This is a genomic window from Novosphingobium clariflavum (assembly GCF_026420865.1).
Classification (GTDB): Bacteria; Pseudomonadota; Alphaproteobacteria; order Sphingomonadales; family Sphingomonadaceae; genus Novosphingobium; species Novosphingobium clariflavum.
Genome location: NZ_JAPCWC010000008.1, coordinates 71,416 through 85,523 on the forward strand (window position 1 = coordinate 71,416; position 14,108 = coordinate 85,523).

The following is a 14,108-nucleotide window of genomic DNA, read 5'->3' on the forward strand; positions in this document are numbered from 1 at the left end:
TCAGGGGAAGGAAACAAACAGTGTCACGCGGAAATTTCTATCTCGACAAGTCGAACGGCAAGATCAAGGGCGTCTGCGCGGGGATCGCCGACTATACCGGGATCGACGCATTGTGGGTGCGCCTTGCGGCCGTGCTGCTCACGTGTTTCGGCCTCGCGGGCTTCACGATCTTTGCCTACATCATGATCGCCTGGCTGGCCGACGACAAGCCGATGTACCTCTATTCCGAAGAGGAGGAGGACCGCCTGCTGCGCCGCATGGAACAGCGCCGCGTGCGCCGCAGCCGCGGGCTTGATCGCGGCCTCAATCTCAGCGGCTTCGGCATGACCCGCGAAACCGCCCGCTCCAGCCGCCTGCGCTCGGACATCTCGGACATCGACCGCCGCGTCGCCGAGATGGAGGAACACTACAAGACCAGCAGCACCTCGCGCCTCGCCGCCGAAATCGACAGCCTGCGCTGACCCGCCCCCCGACGGCAAGAGAGATACAGGACCATGGACAACCACACGATCGCGCTGCTCATTCCGCTGGCGCCGTTCATCATCGGCGGTTTCGCGATCTGGACCCGCCACCAGCGCAAGATGGCGGAACTGCAGGTCGAGGCGACGGCCGAAAAGGCCGCCCAATACGCCTCGAACTCCCGCGAGCTGGAAGAGCGCGTGCGCGTGCTCGAACGCATCATCACCGATGGCGGCTACGACACCGCGCTCCAGATCGAGGCCCTGCGCGACACACGGATCGGCGATCAGCGCGCCATGGAAGCCGGCACGACGGAAAAGGAAACCCGCCAGTGAGCTTCGGAGACTTCATGGGCCTGGCCGCCGTCATGGGCGCGATGATCGCCATGGCCGCGATCCTTGCCGGGGCCTACAAGCGCCGCCTTGCCTTCCTGGAGCGCAAGCTGGAGCTGACCGCGGGCATCACCGCCCAGAACGCCGCCGAAAAGGCCGCGCAGTACGCCACCCATAATGCCGAGATCGAGAGCCGCCTGCGCGCCCTCGAAACCATCGTCACCGACGGCGCCTGGGACACCGCGCGCCAGATCGAAACGCTGCGCGAACCGCGCGCGAACTGACCACAGGGGACTTTCACACATGGCACTCGACTTCGTCATGATCGAAGCGCTCGCACCCGTCATCATCTCGGCGACCGCGGTGGCGACGCTGGGCTGGGTGGTCAACAACTGGCTGCGCATGCGCAACGGCTATCCGCTCGAGAATTCGTGGGGCAAGGCGGTCTACCCCAAGGACGACACCGAGGCCCAGGCCCGCGTGCAACTGCTGACCCAGGAGAATGCCCAGCTGCGCGCCGAAGTCGGTTCGATCAAGGACCGCCTCGCCAGCGTCGAGCGGATTGTCACCGACCAGGGTTATGATGTAGCCCGCCAGATCGAAGGCCTGCGCGAGGCCCGCCACGAGGTTACCAAGCAATGAGCTTCTGGACTGCCGTTGTCGTCATGTTCGCCATCGCCAGCGGGGTCTGGCTGCGCGCCCAGAAGCTGCGCGGCGAGAAGCTGGGCTTCGGCGCCGGAGACGATGGCCAGCGCGAACACGAACTCGAAGCCGAAGTCGAAAACCTGCGCAAGCGCATCGCCGTGCTCGAACGCATCGCCACCGATGACAAGCGCGGTTCCGACCTCGCCCGCCAGATCGAGGCGCTGCGGGATTGAGGCCGCTCCGGGGTTGAGGCCCTGCGGGATTGAGTAAAGTCCGCCCGCAAGCGAATTTACAGACCTCTCTCAGGCCGCGAGAAGCCCCGCTTCTCGCGCGCCGCTGCGCCGCAGCATCGCCCGGTAGGCCATGACCAGCGAGAGCGAGACCCCCGCCACCGCCGCACCGATGATCATGTCGATCAGGTAGTGCGTTCCCTCCACCGGGGTCGACAGCAGCATCGCCGTGTTCAGGGTAACGATCGGCCAGCGCAGCCCGGCGATCCGCCAGCCCGCCGCGATATAGAGAACCGCCGCCGCGGTGTGGAAGCTCGGCGCCGAGACGATCCCGCGCAAGTGGGCGATGTCGACTTGCGTCACGCTGTGCGCCCGCAAGCCCGGGATCAGCCCCTGCTGCCACAGCTCGCTCTCGGGCATATAGGGGATTGCCCCGTGCCACAGGTAGGAGAACGGGCCGACCGCCGGCATCAGGCTGAACACGCCGAGCGTGATTACGGCCGCCAGCCAGAAGGCGGCGAGAAACTCGTAGGCCCGGCCCTGCCGTCCGGTCCAGGCCGCATGGGCCAGCAGCACCGCCGGAGTGAAATAGATGCTGCGGTAGGCGGCCGTGCCCAGCAGTTGCAGCAAGGGATGCGCGGCGACGCGCCGGTAGCAGGCCAGCCAGTCGAACCCAAGCGCCAGGTCGATGCGCTGCAAGGCCGCATCGGCATAACCATGCGTGAGCGCCGCCACCGGATAGCTCGCCGTCGCCCCCATCAGCGAGATCAGCGTGAAAAGCGCCGCATACTCGCTGAAGCGGGCGACCGGTACGGCGTGGCGCCAGTCGCTGCGCGGCAAGCCGAAACGCAGGATGAGCAAGGCCAGGCCCGCGCCATAGAACGGCAGGTTGTCACCGTGCCACGGATCGATGTGCAACGCCGCGCGGCGCATCAGCAGCGACAGCACGCAGAGACTGACCAGCAGAGCGACCAGCAAATGCCGCCGCAGACGCGGCCCGCTCTTGCGCAGGGCCGCCAGGGCCGTGGCCATTGCGGCGGCCTGTGCATCGTGCGCAGCGGCCACGGGACTATCTTGCAGGCGCCAGGACGGCGGCGTCGGGATCATCGAATCGAATCCAGGAGGGTATGAAAGCGTAACACCGGGCTCCGGCGATCCGCCCGCGACGCTTAAGCGAAGGTGAACTGGATAGCCATAGACCGCATGCGTTCGCCGGCTCCCATCCCCATTCCGGTTCAGATCGAGACGGGAACCATTCCCTGCGCATCGGCATCGTAGCGGCAGAACGAGAGGCTGCGGTCGTGCCCGATCACCGCCAGCGTCCCGTCGTGAAGACGCGCCTCGCCCGAAGCGATGCGGCGGTCCGCAGTCGCGATGACATCGGCAATATCGGTGAAGTCTGCTCCTTCCAGCGCTGTCAGCCCATAGTTCCACCATTGCAGGCGCAGCAGTTCGGCAATGACTTCCGGCTCGAAACGATAGCGGATGATCCGCGCGGGCGAGCCGCCGACAATCGCGTAAGGCGGGACATCCTTCGTCACCACCGCGCGCGCCGCAACGATCGCGCCATCACCGATCGTCACCCCGCACCGAATGAAGGCGCCTTCGCCGATCCACACATCGTTTCCGATACGGACCTTGTTCGCCCGCTCGCCCAGTGCCGAGGCCAACTTGCGTCCAGCAACGGCCATGCCGTGCCGGTTGTTGGCCTTGAAGGTCTCGATCGCACTCCCCTTCATCGGGAAACCTAGGAAGATCGGACTGGCGGACACGAAATCGGTGGGATGCTCGGACTGGCCGCAAATCACGTTGGCTGCGATCGAACAGAAGCGGCCGATGGATTCGATGTGCAGCATGAAGGTGCTCGACCCATTGATGCCGATATAGCTAAACGCGCCCATGAAACCGAACTTGAAGACGCCGTAATCGAGCCGTGCCGGGCTTTCGATGATCGTCTCGCTAGTATCGTGATGGGTGTACAGGAACTGGGTGTCCCCCCGAATCTCGATATCGATGCCGTTCAGCGATGCGATCTGGTCATCGGAAAGAGCGGCAATCATCCTGAACCTCAATAGTGTTGAGGCCTTATTATAGGCGGCACTCAGCCGCATGAGCCGAACATCGCAAATGGCCGCGCCTTACATTTTGTCAAATGAAGTCGCGACCACGGATCCTTCAGCGGATCGGCACTTTCGCCTCCAACTCGGCCAGCCACACCGCCGCGCTGGCATCGGACGGCGCGCGCCAGTCACCGCGCGGGCTCAGCGCGCCGCCGGACGACACCTTCGGCCCGTTCGGCACCGCCGAGCGCTTGAACTGGCTGAAAGCGAAGAAACGCCGCAGGAACTTCTCCAGCCAGGAGCGGATCGCGGCGAGGTCGTACTCGTTCTTGCGGTCCTCGGGGAAACCCGCAGGCCAGGTGCCGAGGGCAGCGTCGTGCCAGGCATGGAGCGCGAGGAACGCCACTTTCGACGGCTTCTGCCCGAAGCGCATGACGTGATGCAGGAAGAAGTCGTTGAGTTCGTAAGGCCCGATCTTCGCCTCGGTGCTCTGGATCGCGCCGTCCGCGCCTGCCGGCACGAGTTCGGGCGAGATCTCGGTGCCGAGGATGGCGAGCAGCACTTCCTCGGTTTCCGCGCCGAACTGGCCGGTCGTGGCGCACCAGCGGATCAGGTACTGGATCAGCGTCTTGGGCACGCCCGCATTGACCGTGTAGTGGCTCATCTGGTCGCCGACACCGTAAGTGCACCAGCCCAGCGCCAGTTCGGACAAGTCGCCGGTGCCGATCACGAAGCCGTCGTGCTGGTTGGCGAGGCGGAACAGGTAATCGGTGCGCAGGCCCGCCTGCACGTTCTCGAAGGTCACGTCATAGACGGGCTCCCCATTCGAGAAAGCGTGGCCGATGTCCTGCAGCATCGTCGTCGCGGCGGGGCGGATGTCGATCTCCTCGGCGGTGATGCCCACGGCGTTCATCAGCGTCCAGGCATTGGATTTCGTGCCGTCGCTGGTGGCGAAACCGGGCATCGTGTAGCCGCGAATGAAGCTGCGCGGCAGGCCCAGCCGGTCGCAGGCGCGGGCGGCGACGATCAGCGCGTGGGTGGAATCGAGCCCGCCCGAGATGCCGATCACCATCGACTTCGCGCCGGTAGCCTCGATCCGGCGCATCAGGCCGTCCACCTGGATATTGAACGCCTCGTAGCAGTCGGCATCGAGCTTGTCGGCGCGCGAGGGCACGAAGGGGAAGCGCGAGACCGGGCGGATCAACCCGATGTCGCCGCCCGCCGGGGCATGGCGGAAGCGCACGGTGCGGAACGTCTCGTCCGGCCTGCCCGCCACTTCGGCCGCGTCGTTGAACGTGGGCACGCGCATGCGGTCCATGACGATGCGATCGACATCGACGTCGGCGATGCAGAGTTCGGCCTCCAGCGAGAAGCGCTCGCTCTCGGCCAGGAGGTCGCCCAGTTCGTAGACGATGCCCTGCCCGTCCCAGGCAAGGTCGGTCGTGCTCTCGCCGTGGCCCGCCGCCGAATAGATATAGGCCGCCGTGGCCCGGGCCGACTGCGAGCGGCAGAGCAGGTGCCGCTCGTCCGACTTGCCGATGACGATGTTGGAAGCCGAAAGGTTGCACAGGATGGTCGCCCCGGCGAGCGCGCCGTGCGAGCTGGGCGGAGTGGCGGCCCAGATGTCCTCGCAGATCTCGATGAAGAAGCGGAAGTTGGGCAAGACTTCGGAGGCGAAGACCAGATCGACGCCGAAGGGCACCTCCTGCCCGTTCACGCGGATGGTCTGGCCCTTCAGCGTCTTGCCGCTGGCGAACCAGCGCTTTTCGTAGAACTCGCGGTAGTTGGGCAGGTAGGACTTGGGCACCACGCCCAGCAGCCGCCCATGCGCGATGGCGAGCGCGCAGTTGTAGAGCCGCCCCTTGTGCGGCAGCGCCGCGCCGACCAGCAGCACCGGTGAAAGATCGGCGCTGGCGTGGACGATTTCCGCCACGGCCGCTTCCACCGCCTCGATCATCGCCGCCTGCAAGTGCAGGTCGTCGATCGCGTAGGAGGAGAGGCACAGTTCGGGAAAGACCAAGAGGTCCACATGCGCCTCATGCGCGCGCTGCGCCTCGGCCAGCACGGCGTCGCGGTTGAAGGCGACATCGGCGGTGCGGACCTTGGGCGTGGACGTGGCGACGCGCACGAAGCCGTGTTCGTGCATGGAATAGAAGGGATGTGCACTCATGGCCAAATCCCTGACAGGAACGAGCGCGAGAGGCAACTTCCCCTTGCCCTCCCCCGCGCCGCGCTTAAATGGCAGGTCATGCGCAGCCTCGACGACATCCGCGAAGAATACGAGTTTTCCGAAGGCGATGAACGCTATCGCCTGTTGATCGGCCTCGGTTCCGAACTCGACCCCATGCCCGATGCGCTCAAGACGGACGCCACCAAAGTGCGCGGCTGTTCGGCCAGCGTCTGGGTCTATCCGATGGCGCAGGCGGACGGCACGCTGCACTTCCTGGCGGACAGCAACGCGGCGATCACCAAGGGCATCGTCTCGCTGGTGATCTCCGCCGTGCAGGACCGCCCCGCCGCCGAAGTGGCCGCGACCGACATCGCCGCCGCGCTGGAGCCGTTCGACCTCAAGAACCAGCTCTCCTCCAACCGCACCCAGGGCGTGCCCAACATGATCGCGCTGATCCGCGAGACGGCGGCGCGCTATGCGCAAGGCGCGGGAACGGAATGAGGCACGTCGGCCGCCACGCATGGATGGCGGCGGGGCTGTTCTTCGTGGCGCTGGGCACGATCGGCATCTTCCTGCCGGTGATGCCGACGGTGGTGTTCTACCTGCTGGCCGCCTGGTGCTTCGGCAAGAGCCACCCGGCATGGGCCGAACGGCTCTACAACCACCCCACCCACGGCCATCACTTGCGCGCATGGCGCGACCGGCGCGCCATCAGCCGCAAGGGCAAGGTCTCGGCGATCCTTGCCATGAGCGCCTCGGTGCCGTTCACCGGATTCACCGTCGGCTGGCCCTGGGTGCTGATCCCGGCGGGCGTGCTGCTGGTGATCGGCCCGTGGATCTGGACCCGCGCCGAATAGACGGCCCTCTAGAGCGTTTTGCGATCTGATTGAATCAGATCGGGCTCTCCAGATTCTTTGTTTTCCGCGTTTTTCCGAGTCACTGCGGGTTCCACTCCGTTCGAAAAACGCTCTGAAGGATCAGCGCGCCGCCACCTGCCGGGGCCGGCCGTCGCGGCCGTAGACATCCTCCAGCAGCGCCACCCCGTCCCCGTCTGCCGCAGCGGTAAGGTACGTGAGATAGACCGGGACCGCGGCCGGCAGGGCCACCTGCTGCTCGGGCGCGCTGCCCGGGGCAGGAAGCCGGTAGGCCGCTCCCATCAGCCAGCGCCCCAGTTCATCCGCATTGCCGAGCCGGACGCAGCCGTTGGAAAAGTGCCGGTTCTCCTTCAGCAGCAAGTCCCGGCTCGGCGTATCGTGCAGGTAGATACCCTCGCCGTTCGGGAACACGAACTTGACCTTGCCCATCGAATTCGTCGGCCCCGGCAGTTCGCGCACGCGCAAGTCCCGCGTGCCCGCCGCCACCGCGCGCCAGTCGATCGTGGCGGGATCGATGCGCCGGGGATTGTCACCCCAGTCCGACAGGGCCTCCATGTGCATCGAGGCCAGCGTACGCCCGGCCAGCACCTTGCGGGCGATGCTGTCGCGGGTAAGGTAGTCGGGCACGTTCCAGTAGGGATTGAACACCGCCCAGCCGACGTAGCCCGCCAGCATCGGCGTCTGCGTCCGGCCCGCGCCCACCACCACTTTCATCGATCCGGCCAGCCTGCCGTCCTGATAGTACCAGAGGCGGGCGCTGGCCGCATCGACGACGATATGGCGCACCGAGGCGGGCGGCAGCACCCGCGCCCGCTCGATGTTGAGGCGGATGACCCCAACCATCTCCTCGCCCTCACCCCGCGCCAGCGCGGTGCGCAGCAGATCGCGCAGGCGCAGGTAGTGCGGGCTCATCCAGGCCATGGTCTGCAGATGGGTGCCTAGGTCCTGCGCCGTTGCCGCGCGCAGCACCGCCTCGTCGTCGAGCCGGGGCGGTTCGAGCCCCGGCCCGACAAACGTCATGCCGACATCGCGCGTCTCCCGCATCTCGTGGACATAGCGCACAAAGACGCGCGACAGCGCCAGTTCGGCACGGGCCTGCGCGCGCGGATCGCCGCCCTGCGCGGCGGCCAAGGCGCCGCGCAGGGCGGCGGGATCGTAATGGCCGGGCCTGAGCCCATCGAGATCGGCCTCGCCAAGCTCCTCCAGCAGGAGCTCGGCCGGCCTGCCGATCTGCCCGTTCTCCAGCCAGAGCGGGCGGTAACCCCGCGCCGCGTAGAACCGGCCGAGCTTTCCGCCCGCCTCGGCCCGGATCGCCGCCTGGAGGGCAAGCTCCCCTGCGGCTCCCGGCGCGCCTGAAGCGGCGTCCGGAGGCGCACCGGAGAGCTTGCTGGCAGGCGTGCCGGGCCCCGATGCACGCACCGACGCCAGCGCCGATCCGCTCGGCAGCGCCGTCGCGGCGAGGACCAGCGCAGCCGCGCCGGCGCCAGGGAGAAGCGGGCGGCAGGTCATGGCAAGGTCATGGCAAGCTCATCGCAAGGTCATCGCCACTGGGCGAACACCCGCGAGGGCGTCGCTCAGCCGCGCTCGCCCCGACTGCCGGACGGCGGCGGCACGCAGGTCGGGTGGTAGACACCGTCGGAAGTGTAGTAGCCATCGACCACGCCATCGCCGTCACGATCGGCCGCCATCGTTCCGGGGATCGCCCCCGGCGGCAGCGGCGGCCTTGCCGGCGGCGGCGGGGCAGGCGCGGGAATCGTGTCCCCACTCGACGAGCAGCCGCCCATTGCCAGGCTGCCCGTCATCAGGCCGCCTGCTACCAGCACTTTCAGGATGTCCTTTCTCATGGGGCAACACTCCCAAAGACACGTGCCGGGAAAGGAACGGCTGGGATCACACGTCTAAGCGTTCCGGTGGCACGGAAAAATACGTACTCCCGATGCCGGGGGGCCTATATGGACGGTTGTAGCATGCGCGGCAAGGCGTGCATTATGAGCGACGAGTTGAGGTGCCCACTCAGGGCTCTCCGGCCTCCTCGAATCCGCGCCCGGCATCGCCGTCCACCGCCTCGCGCAGCACCGCGATGCCGGACAGCCGCTGCTGGCGCAGCTCCCGCCGCAAGGCCGCCGGATCGCGCGCGACCAGGAAACCGAAGCTCACCCCGCCCTCCTTGCCAAGCGTCGCATGGTGCAAGCGGTGCGCCTGCACGAGTCGCCGCGCATAGCCGCGGCGCGGCACCCATTTGAAATAGCGCTGGTGCACCAGTCCGTCGTGGATCAGGCTATAGATCACGCCGTAGATCAGCACGCCGATGCCCATCCACGTCCCCGGCGCCCAGGCCCGCGCCCCCAGGATCATCGGCGAGCCCAGCACGAACAGGCCGATGCTGATCCCCGCCCCGAACAGGGCATAGAGGTCGTTCTTCTCCAGCACGCCCGTGTGCGGTTCATGATGGTCGCGGTGCCAGGCCCAGCCGAAGCCGTGCATCACATACTTGTGGCTGGCCCAGGCGATCCCTTCCATCGCGGCCACCGTGGCCAGGACAACAAGAACCGGAAGCAGCAAGGCGGGAATGGAGGACATGCGGCCAGCCTAGCGCCGCCCCCCCGGTTTGTCAGGAACCGATTGCCCTTTCGCCGCGACTTTGCCCGGCCAGCCCCCCGTTCACAGGACAAGAAGGGCGCAGGACAAAAAAAAGGCCGGTCCGTGAGGACCAGCCCTTGAAAGTCTTTGGGAGAGGATGCCTGAAAGGCGAGTTCCTTTTGCGTCAGACCGCGCCTAACCGCAAATGACTAGGTGGAACTGCCAGTTGCGCGGGACGCAACAAAATTGCACGCAGCGCACGCAACTCCCCCTCCAGGCCCGCAAAGGTTGCGTTTTTCGCACTTCAAGTTGCGCGCACCGCAACGCAGGACGGCAAACGCTCTCGAATTGTCGGAAAGTCGGGAGAATCGGGAATGCAGAGGCGGCCGTGTCGGCTCGGTGGCGAAACACGTCCGCGCCTGCATTCCTTCTGTTTTCAGGCGCCCTCTCCCTCGGGTCGCAAGCGGGTTCATACCGCAGCGCCCTTGCGACACTTAGTTACAAATGCCGACAGGACTGTGACCTCTTGGTCGTCTCCCGTTCATCTTCGGACTTCTAAATCTGAACTCACGAAACAAGATCCGAAAATGGAAGGAAAATTCGATGCGCAAGATTGCCCGCCTGATCGCCCCCGCCCTCGTCGCCACGCTGGCCTTCTCGGCCGTCGCGCCGGGCATGGCCGAGGCCGCGCCGCGCTACGACGCACCGCGCCAGCAGGCCGCCCATGTCACCCCCAAGCGTGAAGCGGCGATCCGTGCCGACATCGCGGGCCTGCGGGCGCAGATCGACCGCGCCGCCACCCGCCGCACCATCAGCCAGCGCGAAGCCGCCGGCCTGCGCCGTGAAGCCGCCGACATCCAGCGCCTCCACACCGCCTACGCCCGCGGCGGCCTCAATGCCCGCGAGATGGAGACGCTCGAGCGCCGGATCGACAAGGTCCACGTCGCGCTGCGCGGTGAACGCAGCGATCGCAACGGCCACAGGGGGTAATGGGGCCCGCCGATAAAGGCTCCCCCTGGCGGCCCAGCAAATAAAGTTGCGCGAAAAGGCGCGCCGATCCCCCTTGAATTGCGGGACAGGCGCGCCTAATCGCGCATCCATCATGACCAAACAGCCGCGCACCCTCTACCAGAAGATCTGGGACGCCCACGTCATCGACACGCGCGATGACGGCACCAGCCTCATCTACATCGACCGGCACCTCGTTCACGAGGTCACCAGCCCGCAGGCCTTCGAAAGCCTTCGTGTCGCCGGACGCCCGGTGCGCCGCCCCGACCTTACGCTTGCGGTGCCGGACCACAACCTGCCCACCACCGCCCGCAAGGACGCGGCAGGCCATATCCTGCCGATCACCGACCCCGAAAGCGCCCAGCAGCTGGCCGCGCTGCAGAAGAACGCGCCCGAATTCGGCATCCGCTACATCGATTCGACCGACGCCGAACAGGGCATCGTCCACGTCGTCGGCCCCGAACAGGGCTTCTCGCTGCCCGGCGCCACCATCGTCTGCGGTGACAGCCACACCGCCTGCCACGGCGGCCTCGGCGCCCTCGCCTTCGGCATCGGCACCAGCGAGGTGGAGCACGTGCTCGCCACGCAGACCCTGCTGCTCAAGCGCTCGAAGACCATGGAAGTGCGCGTCGAGGGCCAGCTCGGCGCCGGCGTCACCTCCAAGGACGTCGTCCTCCACGTGATCGGCGTGATCGGCACGGCCGGCGGCACCGGCCACGTGATCGAGTTCTGCGGCAACGTCTTCGAGGAAATGACCGTCGAGGGCCGCCTGACGGTGTGCAACATGGCCATCGAGGGCGGCGCCCGCGCCGGCCTGATCGCGCCCGACGAGACGACCTTCGCCTACGTCAAGGGCCGCCCCTACGCGCCCAAGGGCGAGGACTGGGACAAGGCCCTGGCCTGGTGGCGGAGCCTCGCCACCGATGAAGGCGCGACCTTCGACAAGTCCGTGCAGATCCGCGCCGAGGACATCCAGCCCACCGTCACCTGGGGCACCAGCCCCGAGGACACCTCGGCCATCGGCGGCAGCGTGCCGGCGCCGGAAGACTTCGCCGACGCCTCCAAGCGCGAGGCGGTCAAGGTCAGCCTCGACTACATGGGCCTGACGCCGGGCACGAAGCTGACCGACGTGGAAGTGCAGAACGTCTTCATCGGCTCGTGCACCAACAGCCGCATCGAGGACATCCGCGCCGCGGCCGAAGTGCTCAAGGGCCGCCACAAGGCGGACAACGTCAAGTGGGCGATCGTCGTCCCCGGCTCCGGCCTCGTGAAGGCGCAGGCGGAAGCCGAAGGTCTCGACAAGATCATCATCGATGCCGGCCTTGAGTGGCGCGAGCCGGGCTGCTCGGCCTGCCTGGCGATGAACCCCGACAAGGTTCCGGCGGGCGAGCGCTGCGCGTCGACCAGCAACCGCAACTTCACCGGCCGCCAGGGCCCTGGCAGCCGCACCCACCTGATGAGCCCCGCCATGGCCGCCGCCGCCGCCGTGACCGGCAAGCTCACCGACGTCCGCGAACTGATGGGATGATCACGAGATGACCGACGAAACCAAGGATCTGGCCGGCAAGGCCGCCATCGCTGCCGGTGCCGCCATCGGTTCGGCCGCCATCGCCGCGGCCCTGCTCTTCGTGAAGCGCCGCAAGGCCCGCAGCAACGAAAAGGCGCTGCACCCCGAAAAAGCCACCGAGACCGATTGATGGACGCGATTTCCCACGTCGCCGGGCGGGCCATCCCGTTCGGCCGCAAGAACGTCGATACCGACGTCGTCATCCCCGCCCACTGGCTCAAGACGATCACCCGCGAAGGCCTTGGCAAGGGCGCCTTCGAGGCGGTCAAGAAGGAGCCGGGCAACGTCTTCACCGATCCCGAATATGCGGGCGCCCCGATCCTGATCGCGGGTGACAACTTCGGCTGCGGATCGAGCCGCGAGCACGCCGCCTGGGCCCTGCTCGACATGGGCGTCTCCTGCGTGATCGCGCCGAGCTTCTCGGACATCTTCTCGGGCAATGCGTTCAAGAACGGCATCCTCACCGTGGCGCTGCCGCAGGAGGCGATCGACCGCCTGATGGAAGTCGCGCGCGAGCATCCGATCGACGTCGACCTCGAAACCCAGTCGGTGACGACCCCGTTCCAGGACCGCTGGACCTTCGAGATCGATGCCTTCCGCAAGCACTGCCTGCTCGAAGGGCTCGACGAGATCGGCCTGACCATGGCGCAGGGCGATGCGATCTCGGTCTACGAAGCCAAGGCCAAGGCAGACCTGCCCTTCCTTGCGAAGACACCTGCGACGGCGGCCTGACGGGTTTCTGCCCGCAGCGCCCGGCGATCGGATAGCGGCCCGCCCTCCCACCGGAGAGCGGGCCGCTATCGTTTCCGGCCGCCGCACTGCCGCGCTTTTGCGTTTCATTCTGTGAAACGGGATTGAACAGGATCAATCCCCGCCCTATCGGCACGTGCTAATCCGTGCGGCCCAGTGTATGGACACTTGTATTGACAGAGGGTGCAAGATGACGACTTTCCAGGATCGTGAACGGGCTGAGGAGGCCAAGTTCGTGCATGACGCCGATATCCAGTTCCGCATCCAGGCCCGCCGCAACCGCCTTCTGGGCGAATGGGCGGCCGAGCGCATGGGACTTTCCCACGCCGAAACCGAAGCTTATGCAAAAGCCGTGGTCCAGGCCGACTTCGAGGAAGCCGGCGACGAGGACGTGATCCGCAAGCTCATCGGCGACATCACCGCCGCCGGCGTGGACACCAGCGAAGCCGAAGTGCGCAGCGCGCTCGAGGCCAAGCAGGTCGAAGCCCGCCGCGCTTTCCTGGGCTGAGGATCACGCACGATGGCCATGTCCGCCCCCGAGATCGAGGCTCTCATCCGTGAGGCCCTGCCCGACGCCCAGGTCGAGATCACCGACCTTGCCGGTGACGGCGACCATTACGCCGCCCACGTGACCAGCGCCGCCTTTGCCGGCAAACCGCGCGTCGCGCAGCACAAGATGGTCTACGAAGCACTGGGCGGCCGCATGGGCGGCGTCCTCCACGCCTTGCAACTTACCACCGCCGTTCCCAACTGACGTCGGTCCGTTTCTGAAGGTTTCGAAAAATGTCCGACGTCAACGCCCGCATCGGCGAGATTGTAAACAATAACGACATCGTCCTGTTCATGAAGGGCACGCCGCTGTTCCCGCAGTGCGGCTTCTCCAGCCGCGCCGTCGCCATCCTGGAGCGCCTTGGCGCCCCTTACGAGAGCGTCGACGTGCTGCAGGACATGGAAATCCGCCAGGGCATCAAGTCCTTCTCGGACTGGCCGACGATCCCGCAGCTCTACGTGAAGGGCGAATTCGTCGGCGGCAGCGACATCATGATGGAGATGTACGAGGCCGGCGAGCTTTCGCAGCTCTTCATCGACGCAGGCCTCGCCACGCAGGGCTAGAGCAGTTTCCGAGTCATCAGGTGATTCCACCTGATGAGAAAACGCTCTAAAAACCAGCGTAAAGCATTTGCAAAGCGCCCGGGGGGAAACCTCCGGGCGTTTTCGCATGCGCGCGATACAGCTTCGCCGCCAGCGAGAGCAGGAATTTCGCGGATTTCGAAAAAGGGGAGAGGCTCGGGGAGACGGGGCCGGGAGACTTTCGGCCCCGTCTCAGTCGAGACATACTCGGGGTACGCAGATATATAAGCACAAGTCGTGCCAAATTCCAAATTTCGCGGAATTCCGCCATTCGTATGATTCGCGAGGCAACGAATTGTCA

20 protein-coding genes are annotated in these 14,108 nt (G+C 66.3%); 14 read left to right on the forward strand and 6 right to left on the reverse strand.

Annotation, left to right across the window (positions count from 1 at the left end; genetic code table 11):
* Window positions 1–20 precede the first annotated feature (20 nt).
* From OKA11_RS12945 to OKA11_RS12965, 5 genes are read left to right on the forward strand one after another with little or no spacing between them, the layout of a single operon-like run.
* Window positions 21–461 (forward strand): PspC domain-containing protein, encoded by a 441-nt coding sequence (locus tag OKA11_RS12945; protein WP_267220879.1) that lies wholly within the window; start codon window positions 21–23, stop codon window positions 459–461.
* A gap of 33 nt (window positions 462–494) precedes the next feature.
* Complete coding sequence (locus OKA11_RS12950) at window positions 495–794, forward strand: hypothetical protein (protein ID WP_267220880.1); 300 nt, start codon at window positions 495–497, stop codon at window positions 792–794.
* Entirely contained in the window at window positions 791–1,075 is a 285-nt protein-coding gene (locus OKA11_RS12955; protein WP_267220882.1) for a hypothetical protein, read from the forward strand. Before OKA11_RS12950 ends, OKA11_RS12955 begins: the two co-directional genes overlap by 4 nt.
* A 19-nt stretch (window positions 1,076–1,094) precedes the next feature.
* Window positions 1,095–1,433, forward strand: a complete 339-nt coding sequence (locus OKA11_RS12960) for a hypothetical protein (RefSeq protein ID WP_267220884.1) — start codon at window positions 1,095–1,097, stop codon at window positions 1,431–1,433.
* Entirely contained in the window at window positions 1,430–1,669 is a 240-nt protein-coding gene (locus OKA11_RS12965) for a hypothetical protein (RefSeq protein ID WP_267220886.1), read from the forward strand. The genes OKA11_RS12960 and OKA11_RS12965 overlap by 4 nt, the downstream gene beginning before the upstream one ends.
* 69 nt (window positions 1,670–1,738) lie before the next feature.
* Here the strand turns inward: OKA11_RS12965 and OKA11_RS12970 are convergent, their stop codons facing one another.
* The 3 genes from OKA11_RS12970 to OKA11_RS12980 all read right to left on the reverse strand — a co-directional run bounded on the left by OKA11_RS12970 (window position 1,739) and on the right by OKA11_RS12980 (window position 5,896).
* Complete coding sequence (locus OKA11_RS12970) at window positions 1,739–2,731, reverse strand: phosphatase PAP2 family protein (RefSeq protein ID WP_323748322.1); 993 nt, start codon at window positions 2,729–2,731, stop codon at window positions 1,739–1,741.
* 170 nt (window positions 2,732–2,901) lie between these two features.
* Window positions 2,902–3,726: a CatB-related O-acetyltransferase gene (locus tag OKA11_RS24625; protein WP_288806332.1), complete on the reverse strand. Its 825-nt coding sequence runs from the start codon at window positions 3,724–3,726 to the stop codon at window positions 2,902–2,904.
* A 115-nt stretch (window positions 3,727–3,841) separates the two neighbouring features.
* The gene (locus OKA11_RS12980) at window positions 3,842–5,896 is read right to left on the reverse strand and encodes an NAD(+) synthase (RefSeq protein WP_267220888.1); all 2,055 of its coding nucleotides are present in this window, start codon (window positions 5,894–5,896) and stop codon (window positions 3,842–3,844) included.
* Window positions 5,897–5,974: 78 nt separating this feature from the next.
* On the opposite strand from OKA11_RS12980, the gene OKA11_RS12985 reads away from it, so the two are divergent.
* A complete protein-coding gene (locus tag OKA11_RS12985) occupies window positions 5,975–6,397 on the forward strand; it encodes a SufE family protein (protein WP_267220890.1) in 423 nt (140 codons plus the stop codon).
* Window positions 6,394–6,753: a YbaN family protein gene (locus OKA11_RS12990; RefSeq protein WP_267220892.1), complete on the forward strand. Its 360-nt coding sequence runs from the start codon at window positions 6,394–6,396 to the stop codon at window positions 6,751–6,753. The genes OKA11_RS12985 and OKA11_RS12990 overlap by 4 nt, the downstream gene beginning before the upstream one ends.
* A 120-nt stretch (window positions 6,754–6,873) precedes the next feature.
* On the opposite strand, the gene OKA11_RS12995 is transcribed toward OKA11_RS12990, so the two are convergent.
* The 3 genes from OKA11_RS12995 to OKA11_RS13005 form a co-directional block, all read right to left on the reverse strand.
* Window positions 6,874–8,280 (reverse strand): L,D-transpeptidase scaffold domain-containing protein, encoded by a 1,407-nt coding sequence (locus OKA11_RS12995; RefSeq protein WP_267220894.1) that lies wholly within the window; start codon window positions 8,278–8,280, stop codon window positions 6,874–6,876.
* A 65-nt stretch (window positions 8,281–8,345) separates the two neighbouring features.
* The gene (locus OKA11_RS13000) at window positions 8,346–8,615 is read right to left on the reverse strand and encodes a hypothetical protein (RefSeq protein ID WP_267220897.1); all 270 of its coding nucleotides are present in this window, start codon (window positions 8,613–8,615) and stop codon (window positions 8,346–8,348) included.
* 169 nt (window positions 8,616–8,784) lie between these two features.
* The gene (locus OKA11_RS13005; RefSeq protein ID WP_267220899.1) at window positions 8,785–9,351 is read right to left on the reverse strand and encodes a sterol desaturase family protein; all 567 of its coding nucleotides are present in this window, start codon (window positions 9,349–9,351) and stop codon (window positions 8,785–8,787) included.
* 603 nt (window positions 9,352–9,954) lie between these two features.
* Here OKA11_RS13005 and OKA11_RS13010 point away from each other — a divergent pair.
* The 7 genes from OKA11_RS13010 to grxD all read left to right on the forward strand — a co-directional run bounded on the left by OKA11_RS13010 (window position 9,955) and on the right by grxD (window position 13,789).
* On the forward strand, window positions 9,955–10,341 hold the full coding sequence (locus tag OKA11_RS13010) for a hypothetical protein (protein ID WP_267220901.1): 387 nt from the start codon (window positions 9,955–9,957) through the stop codon (window positions 10,339–10,341).
* A 112-nt stretch (window positions 10,342–10,453) separates the two neighbouring features.
* Entirely contained in the window at window positions 10,454–11,887 is a 1,434-nt protein-coding gene (gene leuC, locus OKA11_RS13015) for a 3-isopropylmalate dehydratase large subunit (protein ID WP_267220903.1), read from the forward strand.
* Window positions 11,888–11,894: 7 nt separating this feature from the next.
* Window positions 11,895–12,056, forward strand: a complete 162-nt coding sequence (locus tag OKA11_RS13020) for a hypothetical protein (protein WP_267220905.1) — start codon at window positions 11,895–11,897, stop codon at window positions 12,054–12,056.
* On the forward strand, window positions 12,056–12,658 hold the full coding sequence (gene leuD / locus OKA11_RS13025) for a 3-isopropylmalate dehydratase small subunit (protein ID WP_267220907.1): 603 nt from the start codon (window positions 12,056–12,058) through the stop codon (window positions 12,656–12,658). The genes OKA11_RS13020 and leuD overlap by 1 nt, the downstream gene beginning before the upstream one ends.
* Before the next feature lie 208 nt (window positions 12,659–12,866).
* Window positions 12,867–13,184: a DUF1476 domain-containing protein gene (locus OKA11_RS13030; RefSeq protein WP_142632368.1), complete on the forward strand. Its 318-nt coding sequence runs from the start codon at window positions 12,867–12,869 to the stop codon at window positions 13,182–13,184.
* 12 nt (window positions 13,185–13,196) lie between these two features.
* Entirely contained in the window at window positions 13,197–13,430 is a 234-nt protein-coding gene (locus tag OKA11_RS13035; RefSeq protein ID WP_267220911.1) for a BolA family transcriptional regulator, read from the forward strand.
* Window positions 13,431–13,459: 29 nt separating this feature from the next.
* Window positions 13,460–13,789: a Grx4 family monothiol glutaredoxin gene (grxD, locus tag OKA11_RS13040; protein WP_267220913.1), complete on the forward strand. Its 330-nt coding sequence runs from the start codon at window positions 13,460–13,462 to the stop codon at window positions 13,787–13,789.
* The last annotated feature ends 319 nt before the right edge of the window (window positions 13,790–14,108 follow it).